Annotated in this window: 20 protein-coding genes; 8 read left to right on the forward strand and 12 right to left on the reverse strand. The window is 75.2% G+C overall.

Features of this window, described 5'->3' with window-relative positions; translation table 11 throughout:
• The first annotated feature begins 14 nt into the window (after positions 1–14).
• Together ABZ449_RS24680 and cpt are read left to right on the forward strand one after the other, a co-directional pair.
• On the forward strand, positions 15–1,448 hold the full coding sequence (locus tag ABZ449_RS24680; RefSeq protein ID WP_360349649.1) for a cobyrinate a,c-diamide synthase: 1,434 nt from the start codon (positions 15–17) through the stop codon (positions 1,446–1,448).
• Between the two features lie 114 nt (positions 1,449–1,562).
• Positions 1,563–2,093 carry a chloramphenicol phosphotransferase CPT gene (gene cpt, locus ABZ449_RS24685; RefSeq protein WP_360349702.1) on the forward strand — a complete coding sequence of 177 codons (531 nt, stop codon included), beginning with the start codon at positions 1,563–1,565 and terminating at the stop codon, positions 2,091–2,093.
• Between the two features lie 93 nt (positions 2,094–2,186).
• On the opposite strand, the gene ABZ449_RS24690 is transcribed toward cpt, so the two are convergent.
• Positions 2,187–2,849, reverse strand: a complete 663-nt coding sequence (locus ABZ449_RS24690) for a TetR/AcrR family transcriptional regulator (protein ID WP_360349652.1) — start codon at positions 2,847–2,849, stop codon at positions 2,187–2,189.
• Positions 2,850–2,966: 117 nt separating this feature from the next.
• Between ABZ449_RS24690 and ABZ449_RS24695 the strand changes: the two genes are divergently transcribed.
• Both ABZ449_RS24695 and ABZ449_RS24700 read left to right on the forward strand, forming a co-directional pair.
• Entirely contained in the window at positions 2,967–4,160 is a 1,194-nt protein-coding gene (locus ABZ449_RS24695; protein ID WP_360349655.1) for an FAD-dependent monooxygenase, read from the forward strand.
• Between the two features lie 262 nt (positions 4,161–4,422).
• On the forward strand, positions 4,423–5,085 hold the full coding sequence (locus tag ABZ449_RS24700; protein ID WP_360349658.1) for a class I SAM-dependent methyltransferase: 663 nt from the start codon (positions 4,423–4,425) through the stop codon (positions 5,083–5,085).
• A gap of 101 nt (positions 5,086–5,186) precedes the next feature.
• Here the strand turns inward: ABZ449_RS24700 and ABZ449_RS24705 are convergent, their stop codons facing one another.
• A complete protein-coding gene (locus ABZ449_RS24705; protein ID WP_360349661.1) occupies positions 5,187–5,696 on the reverse strand; it encodes a MarR family transcriptional regulator in 510 nt (169 codons plus the stop codon).
• 139 nt (positions 5,697–5,835) lie between these two features.
• On the opposite strand from ABZ449_RS24705, the gene ABZ449_RS24710 reads away from it, so the two are divergent.
• Positions 5,836–6,777: an EamA family transporter gene (locus ABZ449_RS24710; RefSeq protein ID WP_360349663.1), complete on the forward strand. Its 942-nt coding sequence runs from the start codon at positions 5,836–5,838 to the stop codon at positions 6,775–6,777.
• 148 nt (positions 6,778–6,925) lie between these two features.
• Here ABZ449_RS24710 and ABZ449_RS24715 read toward each other — a convergent pair whose 3' ends face one another.
• From ABZ449_RS24715 to ABZ449_RS24725, 3 genes are all read right to left on the reverse strand, one after another.
• Entirely contained in the window at positions 6,926–7,789 is an 864-nt protein-coding gene (locus ABZ449_RS24715; protein ID WP_360349666.1) for a hypothetical protein, read from the reverse strand.
• 122 nt (positions 7,790–7,911) lie between these two features.
• Positions 7,912–8,937 (reverse strand): TolB-like translocation protein, encoded by a 1,026-nt coding sequence (locus ABZ449_RS24720; protein ID WP_360349705.1) that lies wholly within the window; start codon positions 8,935–8,937, stop codon positions 7,912–7,914.
• Positions 8,938–8,939: 2 nt separating this feature from the next.
• Complete coding sequence (locus tag ABZ449_RS24725) at positions 8,940–10,379, reverse strand: MFS transporter (protein WP_360349669.1); 1,440 nt, start codon at positions 10,377–10,379, stop codon at positions 8,940–8,942.
• Positions 10,380–10,777: 398 nt separating this feature from the next.
• Here ABZ449_RS24725 and ABZ449_RS24730 point away from each other — a divergent pair, with 398 nt between their 5' ends.
• Together ABZ449_RS24730 and cobC are read left to right on the forward strand one after the other, a co-directional pair.
• Positions 10,778–11,362, forward strand: a complete 585-nt coding sequence (locus tag ABZ449_RS24730; RefSeq protein WP_360349672.1) for a cobalamin biosynthesis protein — start codon at positions 10,778–10,780, stop codon at positions 11,360–11,362.
• Positions 11,359–12,405 (forward strand): Rv2231c family pyridoxal phosphate-dependent protein CobC, encoded by a 1,047-nt coding sequence (gene cobC / locus ABZ449_RS24735; protein ID WP_360349675.1) that lies wholly within the window; start codon positions 11,359–11,361, stop codon positions 12,403–12,405. Before ABZ449_RS24730 ends, cobC begins: the two co-directional genes overlap by 4 nt.
• 68 nt (positions 12,406–12,473) lie before the next feature.
• On the opposite strand, the gene ABZ449_RS24740 is transcribed toward cobC, so the two are convergent.
• The 7 genes from ABZ449_RS24740 to ABZ449_RS24770 form a co-directional block, all read right to left on the reverse strand.
• Positions 12,474–13,541 carry a cobalamin-independent methionine synthase II family protein gene (locus tag ABZ449_RS24740; protein ID WP_360349678.1) on the reverse strand — a complete coding sequence of 356 codons (1,068 nt, stop codon included), beginning with the start codon at positions 13,539–13,541 and terminating at the stop codon, positions 12,474–12,476.
• A gap of 96 nt (positions 13,542–13,637) precedes the next feature.
• Entirely contained in the window at positions 13,638–14,231 is a 594-nt protein-coding gene (locus ABZ449_RS24745; RefSeq protein WP_360349681.1) for a hypothetical protein, read from the reverse strand.
• A gap of 160 nt (positions 14,232–14,391) precedes the next feature.
• The gene (locus ABZ449_RS24750; protein ID WP_360349684.1) at positions 14,392–15,489 is read right to left on the reverse strand and encodes an LLM class flavin-dependent oxidoreductase; all 1,098 of its coding nucleotides are present in this window, start codon (positions 15,487–15,489) and stop codon (positions 14,392–14,394) included.
• Between the two features lie 288 nt (positions 15,490–15,777).
• A complete protein-coding gene (glnII, locus tag ABZ449_RS24755; RefSeq protein ID WP_360349687.1) occupies positions 15,778–16,800 on the reverse strand; it encodes a glutamine synthetase in 1,023 nt (340 codons plus the stop codon).
• A 185-nt stretch (positions 16,801–16,985) separates the two neighbouring features.
• On the reverse strand, positions 16,986–18,020 hold the full coding sequence (locus ABZ449_RS24760) for an SCO1860 family LAETG-anchored protein (protein WP_360349690.1): 1,035 nt from the start codon (positions 18,018–18,020) through the stop codon (positions 16,986–16,988).
• Between the two features lie 153 nt (positions 18,021–18,173).
• Entirely contained in the window at positions 18,174–18,851 is a 678-nt protein-coding gene (locus tag ABZ449_RS24765) for a uracil-DNA glycosylase (RefSeq protein ID WP_359831256.1), read from the reverse strand.
• Positions 18,852–19,003: 152 nt separating this feature from the next.
• Positions 19,004–20,095 carry an amidohydrolase family protein gene (locus ABZ449_RS24770; RefSeq protein ID WP_360349693.1) on the reverse strand — a complete coding sequence of 364 codons (1,092 nt, stop codon included), beginning with the start codon at positions 20,093–20,095 and terminating at the stop codon, positions 19,004–19,006.
• 104 nt (positions 20,096–20,199) lie between these two features.
• On the opposite strand from ABZ449_RS24770, the gene ABZ449_RS24775 reads away from it, so the two are divergent.
• A complete protein-coding gene (locus ABZ449_RS24775; protein WP_360349696.1) occupies positions 20,200–21,285 on the forward strand; it encodes an aminotransferase class V-fold PLP-dependent enzyme in 1,086 nt (361 codons plus the stop codon).
• Positions 21,286–21,330: the final 45 nt, after the last annotated feature.

Consider the following 21,330-nt stretch of genomic DNA (forward strand, 5'->3'; position numbering starts at 1 on the left):
TGAGCACCGGCCCCGTGAACGTCCCCCGCCTCGTCGTCGCCGCGCCCTCCTCGGGCGCCGGCAAGACCACCGTCGCCACCGGCCTGATCGCGGCGCTCGCCGCGCGCGGGCTGGCGGTGTCGCCGCACAAGGTCGGCCCCGACTACATCGACCCGGGCTACCACGCGCTCGCCGCCGGGCGCCCGGGCCGCAACCTGGACGCCTTCCTGTGCGGGCCGGAGCGGATCGCCCCGCTGTTCCTGCACGGCGCGGCGGGGGCGGACGTCGCGGTGGTCGAGGGGGTCATGGGCCTGTTCGACGGGGCCTCCGGCCGCGGGGAGCTGGCCTCCACGGCGCACGTCGCCAAGCTGCTGCGGGCGCCGGTGGTGCTGGTGGTGGACGGCTCCTCGCAGTCCCGCTCGGTGGCCGCGCTGGTGCACGGCTTCGCCTCCTGGGACCCCGAGGTCCGGCTCGCCGGGGTGATCCTCAACCGGGTCGCCTCCGACCGGCACGAGCAACTCCTGCGCGAGGCCCTGGAGGAGGGCTCCGGCGTGCCGGTGCTGGGCGCGCTGCGCCGCTCCGCGGCGGTCGCCACGCCGTCCCGCCACCTCGGGCTGATCCCGGCGGTGGAGCGCTCGGCGGAGGCCCTCCGGGCGGTCGCCGACATGGGTGAACTGGTCGCCTCCTCGGTCGACCTGGACGCCCTGCTCGCACTCGCCCGGACGGCACCGGACCTGGACGCCGAGCCGTGGGACCCGTCGGCCGAGGTCACCCCGGTGGCCGGCCGGCCGCGGATCGCGCTGGCGGGCGGCGCGGCCTTCTCCTTCTCGTACGCCGAGAACGCCGAACTGCTGGACGCGGCGGGCGCGGAGGTGGTCCCCTTCGACCCGCTGCACGCCTCGGCGCTGCCCGAGGGGACGGCCGGCCTGGTGATCGGCGGCGGCTTCCCGGAGCTGTACGTCCGCGAGCTGAGCGGCAACGGCCCGCTGCGCTCCGCCATCGCCGCGTTCGCCGCCGCGGGCGGGCCGGTCGCCGCCGAGTGCGCCGGACTGCTCTACCTGGGGCGGGAGTTGGACGGCCTGCCGATGTGCGGCGTGCTGGCCACCGACGCCCGGATGACCGAACGGCTCACCCTCGGTTACCGGGAGGCGGTCGCCCTGCACGACTCCCCGCTGGCCCCGGCCGGTACCAGGCTGCGCGGCCACGAGTTCCACCGCACGGTCTGCGACCCGGGGGCGGGCGAACTCCCGGCCTGGGGCTGGCGCCTGCCGACCGGGCCCCGCACCGAGGGCTTCGGGGGCGGCAACGTGCACGCCTCCTACCTGCACCTGCACTGGGCGGGCGCACCGGCGGTGGCGTCCTCCTTCACGGCGGCGGCGGCGGACTTCGCGGCGGGAGTGGCGGGGAAGGCGGGGGCCGCCGGGGCCGCCGGGGCCGCCGGGGCCGCCGGGGCCGCCGGGAAGGCTTAGCCGGGAGAAGCGGCGGCGGCTGCGCGTCCCGCCTGGCTCCGGCCTCGGCGGCGGCCCTGCGGGGATAACGCCGCGACGCCGCGGGCCACCCGGACCTAGGCTGCGCGCATGCACGTGATCGTTCTCAACGGCGGGTCCAGTTCCGGGAAGTCGAGCATCGCCCGGTGCCTGCAGGAGCTACTGCCGGAGCCCTGGCTGCACCTCGGCGCGGACACCATGGTCGAGGCGCTGCCGCCCTCGCTGCGCAGCGGCGGCGCGGGGATCGGCGGGCTGGAGGACGGGGACGGCACGGTCGAGGTCGGTCCGGTCTTCGCCGCGCTGGACGCCGCCTGGACGATCGGGGTCGCGGCGATGGCCCGGGCCGGGGCCCGGATCGTGGTGGACGAGGTGTTCCTCGGTGGCGCCGCCTCACAGGCCCGGTGGCGGGCGGCGCTGGAGGGCCTGGACGTGCTCTGGGTCGGGGTGCGCTGCGCTCCGGCGGTGGCCGTGGAACGGGAGGCCGCGCGCGGCGACCGGGTGGCCGGGATGGCGGCCGCGCAGGCGGAGACGGTGCACCGGGGCGTCGCGTACGACCTGGTGGTGGACAGCTCACGGGCGTCCGCGGCGGACTGCGCCCGGGCCGTGGCCGCACGGATGAACGGGTGAACCGGTGAACGGGCGAACGGGAAGGCCGGCGGGTCAGCGGGTGCGCGGACGCCGCGGCCCCCGCCCCTCGCGGGCCCGCGTGCCACTCGCCGGCTACTCCCGGTCGAGCAGCGCGGAGAGGTAGCCCGCCACCTCGTCGCGCAGTTCCTCCGGTGCCGGGATGTGCCAGTGCCCGCTGCCCGCCGTCGCGTTGAACAGCACCCCGTCGCACCAGCGGATCAGGCGGCGGGCGTCGGCCGCCGGGTCCGCCGAGCCGCACCGCGCGAGCAGGGCGGCGGCGGTGCCGGCGAAGCGCCCGCCCAGGCGGTCGTAGACGGCGCGCAGTTCGGGCCTCCGGGTGGCCTCCAGGGCGAGCTCCAGGCGGGCCAGGGTGAACCGGCGGCCGCTGGTGAGCGCCTGGTGGAGCAGCTCGGCGCCGCCCCGGACGAGCAGGTCCCGCGCGGCGGCGGGGGTGGCGGGCACGGCGGGGCCGGCGGGCGTTGCGGGGATGGCGGCGGCGGGGACGGGCGGGGCCGCGGCGGGAGCCTCCTCGGCGAGGACAGGCTGGTCCTCGGTCTCCCGTTCGACGATCCGGGTGAGCGCGAGTTCGAGCAGGGCGGCCCTGGTCCGGGCGAGGTTGGAGGTCGAGCCGGCGGGCAGGCCGGCCTCCTCGTCCACGGCGCGGTGGGTCAGCCCGCGCAGGCCGCGCTCGGCGATCAGGGTGATGGCGGCATCGGCGATCAGGGTCGGGCGCGGGGGCGTCATGGGTCCGATCATGGCCTCTCTCCTGGGGCGACCCCAACTCACTACAGCAGTAGTGTTCGCAGACTACATCTGTAGTACGGTGCTGGCAGATGAGCACTACGGATGTAGTGCGAGGAGAGGAGCCCTCCCATGGGCAACCCGCAGGGCAGTCAGCAGGCGATCGTCATCGGCGGCGGCATCGGCGGGCTCACCGCCGCCCTCGCCCTCCACCGGCAGGGCGTCCCGGTCCGCGTCCACGAGCGCGCCGACTCCCTCGAACCCGTCGGCGCCGGGCTCGCCCTGGCCCCCAACGCCCTGCGCTCCCTCGACCGGCTCGGCATCGGCGGGCGTCTGCGCGCCCTCGCCACCCCGCACCCGGCCGTCGGCCTGCGCCACCCCTCCGGCCGCTGGCTCGCCCGCATCGACACCTCGGACTTCGTGGCCTACTTCAACGACACCATCGCCGCCGTCGCCCGCGCCGACGTCATCGCCGCCCTGGTCGACGCGCTCCCGGAGGACACCGTCCGCACCGGCTCACCCGCCACCCTGGTCACCCCCGGCAGCGCCACCGAGCCCGCCGTCGTCCGCACCGCCGACGGGGAGGAGGCGGCCGGCCTGGTCGTCGCCGCCGACGGCATCCACTCCGCGACCCGCGGCCTGCTCTTCCCCGGGCACCCCGGCCCCCGCTACAGCGGATTCACCACCTGGCGCACCATCGTCACCCCCGGCCGCCACCCGGCCGCCGCCGGCGAGGTGTGGGGCCGTGGCAGGCTCGCCGGAATCGTCCCGCTCGCCGACGGCCGGGTCTACGTGTACGGCGCCGCCCTCGCCCCGGCCGGCGAGCGGGCCGCCGACGGCGACGAACGGGCCGAACTCCTGCGCCGGTTCGGCGACTGGTGCGCCCCCGTACCGCAGCTCTTCGCCCTGGCCGAGCCCGAGCGCGTCCTGCGCCACGACGTCCGGGACCTCGCCGACCCGCTGCCCGCCCACCACCGCGGCCGGGTCGTCCTCCTCGGCGACGCCGCCCACGCGATGTGCCCCTTCCAGGGCCAGGGCGCCTGTCAGGCCATCGAGGACGCCGTCGTCCTCGCCTCCCTGCTCGCCCCCGGCGCCGACCCGGCCGCCGCCCTGCCCGCCTACACCGCCGCCCGGCTCCCCCGCACCACCGCCGTCGTCGCCGGCTCCCGCCGCATCGGCGAGCTCGTCGCCCTCCGCTCCCCCGCCGCCACCCTCCTGCGCACCACGGCCCTCACCCTCGCGGGCCTCCTCCCCGCCCGCGCCCTGCTGAGCCGCTCCGCCCGGACGTACGGCTGGCAGCCGCCGACCCTGGGCGGAGCGGGCTGAGCGGATCGCGGCGGCCGGGCACTGTCGGCCACGGCAGGCGTGCCGGTCGGCGGCATCGTCACGCGCCGCGCGGGACCGGCAAGGGCCACGGGACCGGCAGCTCGCCGCCCACCGGGAACCACTGGGCCACCGCGCCGGGTTCACCGGGGGACTCCGGCGCGCGCACGGCGAACGGCGCGGCCGGGAACACGACCGGGGTGCGTGGAGCGCGGCACAGGTCGAACCGGTCAACGTGTCGGTGGCGGCTGCGATGATGCGCGCCATGGGTGACTCCGGCCGCCGGGCCATTGCCGAGTACTGGGACGCAGCCGCCGAGGCCTTCGACGAGGAGCCCGACCACGGGCTGCGGAAGGAGCCGGTGCGGGCCGCGTGGGCGCGGCGGGTGCGGGGGTGGGTGCCGGGCGGGGCCGCGGACGTGCTGGACGTCGGTTGCGGCACCGGCTCGCTCTCACTGCTGCTCGCGGCGGACGGGCACAGGGTGACGGCGGTGGACCTGGCGCCGCGGATGGTCGCGCGGGCCCGGGCGAAGCTGGTCGCGGCGGGGTTGACGGCGCGCTTCCTGGTGGGGGACGCCGGCGCGCCTCCGCTCGGGGACGGGAGCTTCGACGCGCTGCTGTCGCGCCACCTGGTCTGGACGCTCCCCGAGCCCGAGCGGGCGCTGCGCGCCTGGGTGCGGCTGCTGCGGCCCGGCGGCCGACTGGTCCTGGTCGAGGGCCGCTGGCGCGAGGCCGGGCAGGCCACCTCCTCGCCGTACCCGGCCGGGGCGGGGCCGCTGCCGTGGGGCGACGGGGTCGGGGCGGAGGAACTCACGGCGGCCGTCCGGCCGTTGGTGTCCGAGCTGCGGGTCGAGCCGCTCGGCGGGGAGGCCGAGCTGTGGGGCGGCCCGGTGGACGACGAGCGGTACGCGCTGGTCGCGCGCCGCTGAGCACCCCTCCGGGCGCCCGTCAGGAGTGACGCGGCCGGGACGCCGCTGGACACGCCGTCCGTCGTCCCGCCGCGCCCCACCCCGGGGGCACCGGCCCCGGTTCAGAGGAGCGGCTCGGTGTCCCCGTGCGCGATGAGCAGCTTGCGCAGCAGGGCGTCGAGCCGGGTGCGCTCGTCCACGTCGAGGGCCGAGAGGATGCGCTCCTCGTTGTGGACGTGACCGGTCAGCGCGCCGTCGATCAGGTCCTTGCCGGCCGGGGTGAGGCGGACCAGGACGGCGCGGCGGTCGGTCGGGCACGGATTGCGCTCGACCAGGCCCTTGGCGGACAGCCGGTCGACCCGGTTGGTGATGGCGCCGGAGGTGACCATCGCGGACTTGAGCAGTGCGCGGGCGTTGAGCTCGTACGGCTCGCCGGAGCGGCGCAGGGTGGCCAGGACGTCGAACTCGGAGGAGTCCAGGCCGCAGGCGGTGAAGTACTCGCGCAGGGCGTTGTCGACCCGGACGTTGAGTCGTCGCAGCCGGCCGATCAGGGCCATCGGCCCGGAGTCCAGGTCGGGGCGGGCCCGGGCCCACTGCTCGACGATGTCGTCCACGGTGTCGCGCTGTTCCATGCCCGCCGCCCTCCCGGAGCCGCCTGTCCGAAGCCGTCCATCCATCGCAGATATCTTAACATTCACATACTTGACGTTCTCCGATCCCGGGCGTAGAAAGTATCTCAACGTTCAGATAATCAACGTTCAGGGGGACGTCATGGCCGTCATGGACCGCAAGCGCGCAGGGATCGCCGTCACCGCCGCCCTCGCGCCGGCCGCGTGGGGCACCACCTACCTCGTCACCACCCAGCTGCTGCCCGAGGGACGCCCGCTGCTGCTCGCGGCGCTCCGCGCCCTCCCGGCCGGACTGCTCCTGCTGCTGATCGGCCGTCGACTTCCCAAGGGGCGCTGGTGGGGGCGCGCGGCCGTACTCGGGATGCTCAACATCGGGCTGTTCTTCCCGCTGATGTTCGTCGGCGCGTACCGCCTTCCCGGCGGCGTCGCCGCCACCATCGGGGCGATCCAGCCGCTGCTCGTCGCCGGGTTCTCGATCGGCGTGCTGCGGGTGCGCCCCGGACGGCGGGCGGTGATCGCCGGGCTGGTCGGGGTCGGCGGCGTGGCCCTGCTGGTGCTCAAGAGCGGCGCCCGGCTGGACGGCGTCGGGATCGCCTCGATGGTCGCCGGGATCTCGCTGATGGCCATGGGCACCGTCCTCACCCGCCGCTGGGGCCGCCCCGAGGGCGCCTCCCTGCTCGACCTCACCGCCTGGCAGCTCCTGGCCGGCTCGATCTTCCTCGTGCCGCTCGCCGCCGTGGTCGAGGGCGCGCCGCCCGCCCTGAGCGCCGCCAACCTGGCCGGCTTCGCCTACCTCGGCCTGTTCGGCACCGCGCTCGGCTACTTCCTCTGGTTCCGCGGCATCGAACACCTCGGCGCCGGCCCGGCCTCCTTCCTCGGCCTGATCAACCCGGTCGTCGCCACCCTCGGCGGCCTGATCGTCCTCGGCCAGACCCTCACCGCCTGGCAGCTCCTCGGCCTCCTCCTCGCGCTCGCCGCCCTGCTCGTCGGCCAGGCCCCCGCCCGCCGTACCCCGGTACCGGCACCGGCACCGCAACCGGTCACCGCACCCACCCCCGTCCCCGAACCGGCCGCCGCCCGCTGACCGCGGTCCGGCCCGACGGCCGACACCTCCCCCGATACAGCTGCGCCCCCGCCGGTCCGTCCCGGCGGGGGCGCAGGCGTGTCCGGCGGGGCGGCGAGCGGGGGCGGACGGGCCGCGCGAACGGCGGAACCCGCACGCCGGCCGGGGGTCAGCCGGTGGCGCGGATGTAGATGTCGGCGGCGCCGGGGAGGCCGCCGGGGATGGTGGCGACGTAGATGCGGCGGGCGGTGGGGGCGTGGGTGGGGAGGTCGGTGGGGGTCGGGGTCGGGGTGGGGGCCCAGGTCGGGGTGGCGGGGGCCTCGGCGGTGGGCGCGGGGGTGGGGTCGTCGGGGGTTGAGCCGTCGAGGGTGGGGTCGTCGGAGGTTGAGTCGTCGGCGGTGGGGTCGTCGGAGGTTGAGTCGTCGGCGGTGGGGTCGTCGGGGGCGGGGGCCTCGGGGTCAGTGGGGTCCGCGAGGTCGGGAGGGGGGTCGCTGACGTCCGGGGTGGCGGCGGTGGGGTCGGGCTCCGGGGCCGGGGGCTCGGCGCCGGCGGACGGGCCGGGCGTGGGCGTCGGCGCGGATTCGGGGAGCTCCGGGGCCTCGGCCGGCTCGTCGCCGCCGAGGGCGGCGAGCAGGTCGGCCGGGAGCGGGGCGGCCGGGCCGGGCGAGGGGAGGTCGTAGGCGCTGAGGAAGTCGCCGAGGCCCGGGGCCCTGCCGCCGCCGAGGCGGTAGTGCAGGTAGGCGATCGGGGCGCCGTCGGAGGTGTGGGTGTAGACGGCGCCGACCGGGACGTAGAAGCGGCCGACACCGGGGTGCTGGGAGGGGTGCAGGCCGGCCAGGCGTTCGGCGCGGTCGCGGTCGGTCTCGCGGCCGGCGCTGCCGGCGGTGAGCGCGTTGACGCCGCGCACCACGAGGGCGGCGGCGACGGACACGCAGAGCACCAGCCCGACGGCGACGGTGCGTCGCAGGACCGGGCGGCCGTGCAGCGCGGGCCAGGAGTCGGTCACCATGCGCTCGGGTGGAATGCCGTCCACGGTTGTCTCGCTCCCCCGTTCGATCAGAACGCTCGATCGGGACGTCTGATCAGGCAATTCGTTCGGGACACCTGATCAGGACGTCACACTCTGCTCGACGTGGGACCGTAGCCGAGAGTTCCTCAGCCCAGGTAGGCGGGGGCGACCGCGGCCCCGGTGACCTGCTGCGCACCGCCCGAACCGTCCGCCGGAACGGTCCACAGGTCGGCACCGTAGTCGCCGGGCAGGGCGTACACCAGGGTGCCGTCGCCGGACCAGAGCGCCTGGTCGTCGATGTTGCGCTGTTCGGCGGTGGCGGTCTCGGTCATCGTGGCGAGGTCGAGCACGTACAGCCGCCAGGGGGCGTCGGCGGGCAGGCCGGGGACGCGCTTCTTGTAGGCGACGCGGGTGCCGTCCGGGGAGAGCGAGGGGCACTCGACGTTGTCGTGCAGGGCGGTGAGGGTGCGGGCGGCGAGGTCACCGCGGACGAGGTGGGTCCGGCCGGCACTGGCGAGGGTGGCGTAGAAGGTGTTGTCGTCGGCGAAGGTGACGCCCCAGATGTTGACGTCGTGCGCCTGGTACGGGCGGCCGTCGAGGACGACCGCGAAGTCCTCCAGGTTCTCCCGCAGGTTCCAGTCGCGGACGTCCACGATCGAGGTGCGGGTGGAGAAGTCGCTGCCCGCGTACGAGTCGCCGCTGACGAAGACCGTCCAGGCGGCGAGGTGCCCGGACGGGGAGACCCGGGAGCGGGTGGGGATCCCGGCCGCCGGGAACGAGCGGATCTCGCGCAGGTGGTCGTCCAGGACGACGGCGCGGTAGGTGTCCTCCAGTGCGCCGTGCTGGGCCTGGAGGCAGATGCCGGTGCCGGCGGCGGCGTGGAAGCGCAGGCACTGGATGCCGGACGCGGTGCGCGGGCCGTCGGGGCGGTCGGCGGCGACGGAGGTGATCTCGTCCCGGTGCGGCCCCCAGGCCATGTTGCGGAACAACAGCTGTCGTGCCCCGCTCCGCACCTGCAGTGACACGGGACCGGAGGCGACCGACGGCCCGCCGGGCTGGGCCTGGTCCCGGCGGGCGGTGCGGTCGGCGGCGTGGAGGACGGCTCCGGTGCCGAGCGCGCCGAGCAGGACGACGGCGACCAGCAGGACGATCATCCTGGTTCGGTTCTGCAGGTTCATCGGGTCTCCTCCGGGGTCTTCGCGGCGACGGGGCCGGACTGTCCGGCGGTGGGGTCCGGCTGTCCCTCGACGGGCCCGGGCTGCCCCTCGACGGGCCCGGACGGGCGCAGCACGGCCGCCGCGCCGAGCACGCACAGCGCCAGTGCCCCCGCCGACCAGCCCAGCGCCGCCGGGCCGCCGACCAGGCCCCACAGCGCACCGAACAGCAACGAGCAGGCGAACCGGGCCAGCGCCTGCCCGGTGCCGACCAGGGCGAGCCCGGCGCCGCGCTGCTCGGCGGGTACGGCGTCGGCGGCCGCGGCGGCGAGCACGCCGTCGGTGGCCGCGTAGAAGGTCCCGTGCAGCACCAGCACGCAGAGCACCGCCGGCAGCCCGCGCAGCGGCGAGAGCAGCAGCCCGTACGCGAGCAGCAGCACCCCGTGCCCGGCGAGGAAGAGCCGGTGGCGGCCGATCCGGTCGGCGAGCGCGCCGAGCGGGACGGCGAGCAGCAGGAAGGCGGCGGCGGTGCCCAGCGGCAGCAGCGGGAAGAGGCCGACGGGCAGGTCCAGCCGGCGCTGGACGAGCAGGTAGAGGAAGGAGTCGCTGACGGTGGTGAGGCCGAGCAGGACGGCGCAGAGCGTGAGCCGGCGCAGCCCCGGCAGTCGCAGCAGGGTGAGGCTGTCGCGCAGCGAGGGGGCGGAGGTCGACAAGTCGTCACCCTGCTGCCGGTTGGGCACGAACAGCAGCAGGATCAGCACACCGAGCGCCGCGACGCACGCGCTGACCGCGAACACCGCGTCGTAGCCGTGCCGTTCGCCGCCGTCCGCGAGCAGCGGGCCGCCGGCCAGCCGCAGCACCAGGAAGGCGGTGAGCGGGCCCAGCAGGGCACCGGCCGTGTCCATCGCCCGGTGCACCCCGAACGCCCGGCCGCGGTGGGCGGGATCGGTGGCGAGCGAGATCATCGCGTCCCGGGGGGCGGTGCGAAGGCCCTTCCCGGTGCGGTCGACGGCGATCACGGCACCGATCAGCGGCACCGTGTGGACGAACAGCAGCAGCGGCCGGCACAGGGCGGACAGCCCGTACCCGACGGCCGCGACGGCCTTGTGGCGGGCCGCACCGTCCCGGCCGCGGCGGTCGGCGAGATGGCCGCCGGCCAGCCGGACCAGTGCGCTGAAGCCGTTCTGGATGCCGTCGAGCAGGCCGAAGCCGAGCGGGGAGAGGCCGAGGCCGGTGAGCAGGTAGAGGGGGAGGACGGCGGTGACCATCTCGGAGGAGACGTCGGTGACCAGGCTGACCGCGCCGAGGGCGACGACCGCACCGGGCACGGCGGCCCGCCGCACCGGGCCGGCGGCCGGCCCGGCGGAGGCCGACGCGGTGGAGGACGGGTCGGCGGGGGCCGACGTGGTCGAGGACGGCCCGGCGGGGGCCTTCGAGCTGCGCGAGTCCGCGACGTACACGGGCGTCAGTTCCGGATTCCGGTGAGGTCGGCGGCACCTGCGGAGCGTCGTCGACGGGCGGGGGCGGGGGTTCCGTGGTCGGGGGTTCCGGGGGTACGCGGTCGTGCGAAGGCCATGAGGTCCTCCGGAGGTCGGGACTTCCTGGGCGGGAGCGCCGAGAACAGTAGGAGCGCCATGGTGTCGTGTACCGCACAACGCGGGTGAAGAACAGACGAACAGCTGCCGCGCCGCGACGGTTCCGGGCGGACGGGGGGCGGACGGCACGAACGGCACGGAGGACGGGCCGAGCGCGGACCGACGACCACGGGACCCGCGTCGGATCTCACACCCGCCGCGATTGACCCGTTCCGTCCGGGCGTGGTGGGATCACCGGATCCGGGGACGAAAGGGTGCGGCACGTGAACGATCCGGTCGCCGGCGCCCCCCGCACCCTGGTGGTCGGGATCGGCGCGAGCAGCGGCGCCGAACGGACCGAGGTGCTGCGGCTGCTGACGGACACCCTCCGGGAGGCCGGTCTGGCGCGCTCCGCGGTGGCCCGGCTCGCCACCGTCACGGGCAAGGCGGACCACCCGGCGGTGCGCTGGGCGGCCGACCGCCTCGCCGGAGCATCCGTACCGCTACCGGTGGACGAACACCCGCCCGAGGCACTGGCGGGCGTACCCGTGCCGAACCCCTCCGCCACGGTCGGTACGGCCGTCGGCACCGCGAGCGTGGCCGAGGCGGCGGCGCTGGCGAGCGCACCGGGCGGCCGGCTCGTGGTCACCAAGCGGAAGTCGGCGCGGGCCACGGTCGCGATCGCCCGCATGGCGACCGACGAACGCCCCACGCCGCCCGCAGCGGCCCCGGCCACCGCGCCCCGCACCGACCCCGACGGCCGGCACCACCCGCCCCGGGACCGACACCGGGGCCAATTCCGGGACCGACACCAGCGCCACCCGCACCGACCGGCACCAGCCGAACGCCCGCAAGGAGACCCCGCGTGACCGCCCCCGAACCCGACCTGCGCCACCACGGCGACGCCGAGGTGCGCGCCGACGGGCTCGGCCTGGTCGACCTCGCCGTCAACGTCCGCACCGGCACTCCCCCGGCCTGGCTGCGCGAGCACCTCGCCGACACCCTCGGAGACCTCGCCGCCTACCCCGACCAGGGCGCCGCGCGCGCCGCGGTGGCCGCCCGGCACGCCCGCCCGGTCGAGGAGGTGCTGCTCACCTCGGGCGCCGCGGAGGCCTTCGTCCTGCTGGCACGCGTGCTGACGTCACGTCACATCGCCGTGGTGCACCCGCAGTTCACCGAGCCGGAGGCGGCCCTGCGGGACGCCGGACACCGGGTGCACCGGGTCCTGCTCTCCCCCGGGGACGGATTCCGACTGGGTACCGTCCCCGAGGAGGCGGACCTGGTCGTCCTCGGCAACCCGACCAACCCGACCTCCGTGCTGCACCCCGCCGAGGCCGTCGCCGCGCTGGCCCGGCCTGGCCGCACCCTGGTGGTGGACGAGGCGTTCATGGACACCGTCCCCGGGGAGCGGGAGTCCCTCGCCTCCGTCCGGGGCCTGCCCGGCCGGGTCGTCGTGCTGCGCAGCCTCACCAAGACCTGGGGCCTGGCCGGACTGCGGATCGGCTACGTGCTCGGGCCCGCGCCGCTGATCGCCGAACTCGGCGCCGCCCAGCCGCTCTGGCCGGTCTCCACCCCGGCACTGGCCGCCGCCGAGGTGTGCTCCGCCCCGGCGGCACTCGCCGAGGCGGAGCAGGCCGCGGCCGAACTGGCGCTCTGGCGCGATCACTTGGTGAAAGGACTGGCCGCCTTCCCGTCCGTGCGGCTGTACGGCGAGCCGGCCGCCTCCTTCGTCCTGGTCCGGCTCCCGGAGGCGGCGGCCGTCCGGGAGCGGCTGCGCGAGCACGGCTTCGCCGTCCGGCGCGGGGACACCTTCCCGGGGCTGGGCGAGGAGTGGCTGCGGATCGCCGTCCGGGACGAGGCCACCACCGACCGTTTCCTCGACGCCCTCGAGGCCGTGCTCGGTTCGGACTGAACGGCGGCCGGCGACCGGCGGAACGACTGGACCGCCGGCCGCCGGCCGCCGAGCAGCGCAGCTCGGCCCTACTGGACGCCGAGCGCCTCCGCCGCCAGGGCCGTGCCCCGCACCCGGGCCGCGATCTTGGCGAAGGCGGTCTCGCGCGAGGTCGAGACGTCGTCGGCGAACGGCGAGAAGCCGCAGTCGTCGGTGGTGCCGAGCTGGTCGACCGGGATGTACCGGGCCGCGGCCAGCACGCGGTCGCGCACCTCCTCCGGGCTCTCCACCTTGGGGTCGATCGGGTCGGTCACCCCGACGAACACCCGGATGCCGGGGCGCAGCTGTTCCGCGATGACGGCGAGGACCCGGTCGGGGTCGGCCTCGCTGGCCAGCTGCACGTAGAAGTTGCCGACCTTGAGCTGGAAGAGCTTCGGCAACAGCGCGGCGTAGTCGACGTCCAGGCTGTGGGTGGAGTCCTGGTCCCCGCCGGGGCAGGTGTGCACGCCGAGGCGGGCCCGCTCCTTCTCGGTGAACCGGTCGAGCACCTGGTTGTTGAGGGCCACGAAGTCGTCCAGCAAACCGCCGGACGGGTCCAGCTTGAGCGACAACCGACCCTCGGTGAAGTCGAGTTGGACGACGTGGGCGCCCGCGTCCAGGCAGCCGCGAATGTCGGCCTCCGCCTCGTCGGCCAGGTCCCGCAGGAATTCCTCGCGCGCGTACCCGTCGATGCCGTCGGCCGGGTAGAGCAGGCTGAGCGCCGAGGGCGCGATGACGGCCTGCTTGACGGGTTGCGAGGTGTGGCGGCGGGCGTCACGCAGATAGGTCTCGGCACGCACCTGGTACCGGAAGGGGCCGGCGGTCAGCCGCGGCAGCTGCCGGGTGTGCCCGTCGGCGAAGGGGATGACGGCGCCGTCCCCGTCGAGGGAGGTCAGTCCGGCGAGGGGGTACGTGACGAAGCTCGGCTTGGCCTGCTCGCCGTCCACCAGGACGGGGCAGCCGAGTTCCGTCAGCCTGGCCAGGGTGTCGGCGGTGGCCTCGTCCTGCAGCTTCTTCAGATCGGCGTCGGACAGCCGGCCTTCGGCGTGCTCGGCCAGGGCGTTCAGCAGGGTGCTCGGCCGGGGGATGCTGCCGATGGGCTCCGTGGAAATGGTCATGACGGGACGTTAGGAAGGGCGGCGCCCCGGGCGCAACGGGGCGCACGGCGCACACCGCGCATCCGTTCACGCCCTGCGCGCCCCACCCTTGTCCGTTCACGCCCCCGGAACGGCGCTGCTCTCCGCCCACTCCCGTAGCCTGGCGAAGTCCTCGGCCAACAGGCCGATCCGGGGGTTGACGTGCAGGGCCAGCGCCGGCCCGGGGTGGTGGGCGGCGATCCACTCGCCGTCCTGCGGGCCGAGTTCGTCGTCCACCCAGACGAACGGACGCCCGGCGGCCCAGGCGACCACGTCCCTGGTCTTCCAGTGCAGGCCGTCCGGGTCCGCACCGAAGAGGTCGGACCAGCGGATGTACGGGAGTTCGGGCAGGCCGATGTGCGGGCCGATGTGGGTGTTCGCCTCGCCCATCCACCCGGTGGCCCACACCAGTTCGTACGGCAGCGCCAGCAGCGCCTCGCCGTGGGAGGGGTTGAGCCAGACCCGCAGCGGCTTGACCCGGACGGCGGGGGGCTTGGCGTGCTTGGCGCGCGTCGCCTGCCGGGCCTGGACCGCCGCCAGGTACTCCTGCTTGGCCACCCACCAGGAGGGGCGCAGCCGGTGGGTGTCGTAGCCCTCGGGCCTCCGCTTCGGCGCGGCGTAGGGGTTGAGCGGTCCGTCCACGTCGAGGAGGAGCAGGGGCTGCTGGGTCATGCCATGAATTCTCGGCCCGGCGAGGGCGCGTGACCAGCGATTTGCAGGTCACGATCGGGGCCGCACCGGGCCTCGTGAGCGACCCCCTCCCGCACCGGGCCTCACGGCCGGCCGCCTCCCGCACCGGGCCTCACAGCCGGCCGCCTCCCACCACCGGGCCTCACGGCCGGTCCCACAGATTGCGGGCGGCGAGCAGCGGGAGCACGCCCTCGCCGAACCAGTAGGCCTCCTCCAGGTGCGGCATCCCGCTCAGCACGAACTCGTCGATGCCCAGCCCGTGGTACTCGCAGATCAGGTCCGCGACCTCCCGGTGGCTGCCGACCAGCGCCGTCCCGGCGCCGCCCCGCAGCAGCCCGATGCCGGCCCACAGGCCCGGGTACACCTCCAGCCGCTGCGCCGAGCCGCCGTGCAGCGCCAGCATCCGTCGCTGTCCCTCCGACTCGCTCTCGGCGAGCGCCCGTTGGGTCTCCCGCACCCTGCTCGGGTCCATCGCGGCGAGCAGCCGCTCGGTCTCCGCCCAGGCCTGTGCGGCGGTGTCCCGGGTGATCACGTGCAGCCGGATGCCGAACCGGACGGTCCGGCCCTGGGCGGCGGCCAGTTCACGGATCCAGCGGATCTTCTCGCGGACCTGGGCGGGCGGTTCGCCCCAGGTCAGGTAGACGTCCGCGTACCGGGCCGCGACGTCGCCGGCCGCCGGGGAGGAGCCGCCGAAGTACACCGCCGGCACCGGGTCCGGCAGCCGGTTCAGCCGCGCCCCCTCGACCCGCAGGTGCGGGCCGTGGTGGTCGACCGTCTCCCCCGCCCAGAGCCGCCGGGTGATGTCCAGGAACTCCCCGGTCCGCGCGTACCGGGCGTCCTTGTCCAGGAAGTCCCCGTAGGCGCGCTGCTCGGCGGACTCCCCGCCGGTCACCACGTTGAGCAACAACCGCCCGCCGGAATGCCGTTGGTAGGTCGCGGCCATCTGCGCGGCCAGCGTCGGGCTGATCTGCCCCGGGCGGAAGGCGACCAGGTACTTCAGCCGCTCGGTGGTCTGGCTCAGCATCGCGGTGGTCAGCCAGGCGTCCTCGCACCAGGCCCCGGTCGGCGTCAGGACCCCCTCGAAGCCCAACTGCTCGGCGCTGCGGGCTATCTGCCCGAGGTAGCCGATGCTCGGCGGTCGGTCCGACCCGGCCGTGCCGGGCGTGGAGCCGTGCCCGCCGCCGACGATCAGCCGGCTGTCGCCGTTGGTGGGGAGGAACCAGTGGAAGGTGAGAGCCATGGAAGGACACACTCCTGGGGCCGGTACTGCCTGCGGTCGGTGGACGGAACCCATCGACCGCGACACCCGTCCGCCCACACCCGGCCCAGGTCCACGTGCAGACGGCGCACGAGGAGGGGCCGGCCCGGAGCAGTCATGGCCCGATTCTCCGTGACACCCCCACGCCGATCAAGACCCGGCGCCGGGGCGCCTCACTCCTCCGACGGCCCGGCCCGAACGCCCGCAGGCCCCCTCCCGAACCGGGAAGGGGCCTGCGGGCGTTGCACGCACACCGGGTATCGAGGTGGATCAGACCTGGCCGGCCTTCTCCAGGGCCTCGCAGCAGGTGTTGATCAGGAGGCGGGTGACGACGTAGGGGTCGACGTTGGCGTTCGGGCGACGGTCCTCGATGTAGCCCTTCTTCTCCACCTCGACCTGCCACGGGATGCGCACGGAGGCACCGCGGTCGGAGACGCCGTAGCTGTAGGAGTTCCACGGAGCGGTCTCGTGCTTGCCGGTGAGGCGGGACTGGATGTCGTCGCCGTACTGGTTGACGTGCTCCAGCACCTTCTCCTGGGAGGCGCCGAGCGACTCGCAGGCGGTGATGATGGCGTCGTAGCCCTCGCGCATCGCCTTGGTGGAGAAGTTGGTGTGGGCACCGGCGCCGTTCCAGTCGCCGCGGGCCGGCTTGGCGTCGAGGGTGGCGTCGATGCCGAACTCCTCGGCGGTGCGGTAGAGCAGGTAGCGGGCGATCCACATGTCGTCGGAGACGGTCAGGGCGTCGACCGGGCCGATCTGGAACTCCCACTGGCCGGGCATGACCTCGGCGTTGATGCCGCAGATGGCCAGGCCGGCGTCGAGGCAGCGGTCCAGGTGCAGCTCGACGATCTCGCGGCCGAAGACCTCCTCGGCGCCGACGCCGCAGTAGTAGCCGCCCTGCGGGGCCGGGTAGCCGCCCTCCGGGAAGCCGAGCGGGCGGGAGCCCTTGAAGAAGGTGTACTCCTGCTCGATGCCGAAGATCGACTCCTGCGAGGCGTACTTCTCGGCGACCTCGCGCAGCAGGGCGCGGGAGTTGGAGACGTGCGGGGTGCCGTCCGTCTCCAGGACCTCGCAGAGGACCAGGATGTGGTCGCCGCCGCGGATCGGGTCCGGCACCACGCGCACCGGGTCCAGCACGCGGTCCGAGGCGTGGCCCTCGGCCTGGCTGGTCGAGGAACCGTCGAAGCCCCAGGTGGGGATCTTGTCGGCGTTGGGCAGGACACGGGTCTTGGAACGGAGCTTCGCGGTCGGCTTGGTGCCGTCGATCCAGATGTACTCGGCCTTGATAGCCACGTCGTGTCCCTCGCGTTGCTGGGTGGTGGGTGCCCGCGTAGCGTCGCAAGCCGCCGTTTCCCGGTTGTTCCTCTCGTGTAACGCGCATGTGAACCAACCGTCCGCATTGGCACCGTCACGGTGCGGGAGTGCCGGGGGCGGCACTCCCGCCGCTACGGGTGCCGTCGGTGACGGCACCGGCGTGGTCAGTGACGACGGGCGTGCGCGGCGCGACGGCGCCGGGTGGCCCACAGCGCGGCCGCTCCGCCCGCGACCAGGGCGGCGGCCCCCGCGGCGAGCGGGCCGGTGGCGCTGCTGCCGCCGGTGGCGGCCAGGTTCTCCGCCTTCTCCGCCTTCTCCGCCGCATCGGCCTTCTCCACCTTCTCCGCCGCGGCCTGCGGGACGGAGGTGCGCGAGGCGGTGGTGTCGGAGGCCGGCTGGGCGGTGGACGCGCCGGCGGGCGCGGTGCTCGCGGCGGCCGGGCCGGACGGGGTGGCCGCCTGGGTGGCCGCCGGCGCGGAGGGCTTCTCGCAGCTCACCGAGGCGACGGTGACCTTCCCGGTGACCTTGGCGACGTTCAGGTTGAGCGGGTTCACCTCCACCTGCACCTCCAGGGCCGAGGCGGCGGCGGTGGTCGTGGTGACGGTCTTCTTGGAGAACTCCACCGAGACGTTGCCGATCAGCGGCACGTCCACCTTGGTCGGGCCGTACAGGCCGACGGTGACCGGCTTGCCCAGCACGCTGAGCTTGACCGGGGCGATCACGTCGGCGGTGGGCTGCCCGTCCACCGGACAGGTCGCCTCGGCGCTCATCGCCTCCAGGCCGAGCAGCGCGGTGGCCGGCAGGCCGGGGGCGTGCACATCGGCGTTGACGAGCTTGACGGAGGCGGTGGCACCCTTGGCGTCGACCCGGGTGACCGCCTTGCCGATGTCGGCCTTGACGAGCTCGACCGGGCCGGTCTGGTCGACCCCGGCCACCGTGGCCGTCAGCACGGAACCTCCCCCCACCCCCGGCTGGGGGGACCCCTGGGCCGGCGACTCCACCTTGTTCAGCGCGATGTTGACCGGGATGTCCACCGCCTTGTTCAACAGGCTGACGTCCAGGTCGAGTTCGGCGGTGACGGCGCGCGCCTTGCCGGGCGACGCGACGGGCTCGGCCGCCTGGACGGGCGCGGCGGTGAGCAGGGTGCTCGCCACCACGGCGGTGGCCGCGGCGGCGGAAACGATTCGGCGAGAAGACATGGCGATACCCCCACACAGATGAAACGATGAGCCGCCAGTCTTCTCGAACAATCTGTCACATGAGTAACACAGAAAGTCATTTCACCCGTTGGAGTGAGATTGGCGTTCTGCGCTGACTCGCCTCTGCTAAAGCGGCCAGGCCGGCGCCCACGCCTACGGCAGCCGCCAGTCCACCGGCTGCGCCCCCTGCCGCACCAACAGCTCGTTCGCCCGGCTGAACGGCCGCGAACCGAAGAAGCCGCGGTCGGCCGACATCGGGCTGGGGTGGACCGACTCCACCGACGGGACGTCGCCCAGCAGCGGGCGCAGGTTGCGGGCGTCGCTCCCCCACAGGATCGCCACCAGCGGACCGCCGCGCGCCACCAGCGCCCGGATCGCCTGCTCGGTGACCGCTTCCCAGCCCTTGCCGCGGTGCTGGCCGCTCTTGCGCGGCTGCACGGTGAGCACGCGGTTGAGCAGCAGCACGCCCTGCCGCGTCCACGGGGTGAGGTCCCCGTTGGACGGCTGCGGCAGGCCCAGGTCGGTGCCGTACTCCCGGTAGATGTTGATCAGGCTCGCCGGGATCGGCCGCACCTCCGGCGCCACGGAGAAGCTGAGCCCGACGGCGTGCCCGGGGGTCGGGTACGGGTCCTGCCCGACGATCAGCACCCGCACGTCGGCGAAGGGCTGCTGGAAGGCCCTCAGCACGTTCGGGCCGGAGGGCAGGTAGGTACGGCCTGCGGCCAGTTCGGTGCGCAGGAAGTCGCCCATCGCGGCGACCCGTCCGGCGACGGGTTCCAGGGCGGCGGCCCAACCGGGCTCGACGATCTCGTTCAGTGGACGCGGTGCCATGGTCGCCACCCTATCGGCCTACACCGACAGGGCTTTCAGCGGATGATCATGTGATCGAGGCCGGTCGGGAGGGCGCGGTCGCCACTCCCGCGGCCCCGCCCTCACCGCCCTCCCGGCCCCGCCGTCACCGACGTCCCGGCCGCTCGGCGCGGCTACCCGACCGGCCGCCCCCGCAGCACCACCAGCCGCGGATCCGCGAGCACCCGGACGTCCGCCCGCGGGTCCTCCTCGTACACCACGAAGTCCGCCGGCGCGCCCTCCTCCAGCCCCGGCCGCCCCAGCCACTCGCGCGCTCCCCAGCTCGCCGCCGACAGCGCCTGCGCCGGGCTCAGCCCCGCCTTCACCAGCTCCGCCACCTCGTCCGCGACCAGCCCGTGCGCCAGCGATCCGCCCGCGTCCGTCCCGACGAACACCGGGATGCCGGCGTCGTGCGCGGCGCCCACGGTGTCGTACCGGCGCTCGTGCAGCCGCCGCATGTGCGCCGACCAGGCCGGGAACTTGGCCTCGCCGCCGGCCGCGAGGTCCGGGAAGGTGGCGATGTTGACCAGGGTCGGCACGATCGCCACCCCGCGCTCGGCGAAGACCGGGATCAGTTCCTCGGTCAGTCCGGTGGCGTGCTCGACGCAGTCGATCCCGGCCGCCAGCAGGTCCGGCAGCGACTCGGCGGAGAAGCAGTGCGCGGTGACCCTGGCGCCCTCCTCGTGCGCCGCCGCGATCGCCTCGGCCAGCGCGTCGCCGGGCCAGCAGGCGGCGAGGTCGCCGCGCTCGCGGTCGATCCAGTCACCGACCAGCTTCACCCAGCCGTCCCCGCGCCGGGCCTCGGCCCGGACGTAGGCGGCCAGGTCGCCGGGCTCGATCTCGTGCGCGTAGTTGCGGATGTAGCGGCGGGTGCGGGCGATGTGCCGCCCGGCCCGGATGATCCGGGGCAGGTCCTCGCGCTCGTCGATCCACCGGGTGTCGGCGGCCGAGCCGGCGTCGCGGATCAGCAGGGTTCCGGCGTCCCGGTCGGTGAGCGCCTGCTTCTCGCTGGTCTCGGCGTCCACCGCACCGTGCGCGTCCAGGCCGACGTGGCAGTGCGCGTCCACCAGGCCGGGCAGCACCCAGCCGGTCACCGTCCGCACGTCGCCGGCGGTCGGCGGGCGGGTGAAGCTCACCCGGCCGTCCACCACCCAGAGTTCGTCCCGGACGTCCTGCGGACCGACCAGCACCCGACCCCGTACGTGCAGCACCGCGCCATCGCTCATGGCCGCACTCTACCGACGGGCGGGTTCCGTGTAAGCAGTCATGATGCGGCAGACTCGTTCCGGCACCCCCACCCCCGCGAAGCCCCGCGAAAGGCGATAAAGACGTGAGTCCCTTCCTCGACCTGCCCCCGCTCAGCGCCGCCGAGTTCGCGGCGATCGAGGACCGGGTGGCCGCGCTGCTGCACACCGAGGCCGATGTGATCGTCACCCAGGGCGAGGCGCTCCTCCCCCTGGAGGCCGCGATCCGCAGCGCCGCCCACCCCGGCTCGACCGCCCTCAACATCGTCACCGGCCCGTACGGGCAGACCTTCGGCAACTGGCTGCGCTCCTGCGGGGCGAAGGTCGTCGACCTGGCCGTGCCCTTCGACAGCGCGGTGAGCGCCGGGCAGGTGGCCGAGGCCCTGGAGGCGAACCCGGAGATCGACTTCGTCTCGCTGGTGCACGCCGAGGCCGCCACCGGCAACACCAACCCGGTCGCCGGGATCGGTGCCGTGGTCCGCGAGCACGGCGCCCTGCTGATGCTCGACGCGGTCGCCTCCGTCGCCGCCGAGCCGCTGCTCACCGACGAGTGGGGCGTCGACCTGTGCGTCATCGGCGGCCAGAAGGCGATGGGCGGCCCGGCCGGGGTCTCCGCCGTGTCCGTCTCCGGGCGCGCCTGGGAGCGGATCGCCGCCAACCCGGCCGCCCCGCGCCGCTCCTACCTGTCGCTGCTCGACTGGAAGGAGCGCTGGACGGACGCCGGCCGCGCCGTGCTGCCGCACGCCCCGGCCCAGCTGGAGATGCTCGCGCTCGGCGCCTGCCTGGACCGGATCGCCACCGACGGCCTGCCGGCCGTGATCGCCCGCCACCGCGCCGCCTCCGCCGCCACCCGGGCCGGTGTCCGCGCGCTCGGCACCCTGACCCCGTACGTCGTCGAGGACGCCCACGCGGCCCCGGTCGCCACCACCCTGCGCACCCCGGACGGCGTCGACGCCACCGCCCTCGCCGCCCGCCTCGACCCGGCCCTGCCCGTCCAGCCGGGCGGCGGCGCCCTGGCCGGCTCGATGCTGCGGGTCAACCACTACGGGCAGGCGGCCGCGCTGGACACCGTCCGCGCCTGCCTGTCGGCCCTCGCCGACGCGACGGACGCCCAGGCGGCGCCCGCCCTGGCCGCCGCCGAGGCCGCCTGGAGCGCGACCGCCGGAGTCTGAGCGGCCCGGACGCACACGGTCGCGGCCCCCGCAGGGTGTCCTGCG

It is taken from the genome of Kitasatospora sp. NPDC005856 (assembly GCF_040629945.1).
Lineage (GTDB): Bacteria > Actinomycetota > Actinomycetes > Streptomycetales > Streptomycetaceae > Kitasatospora.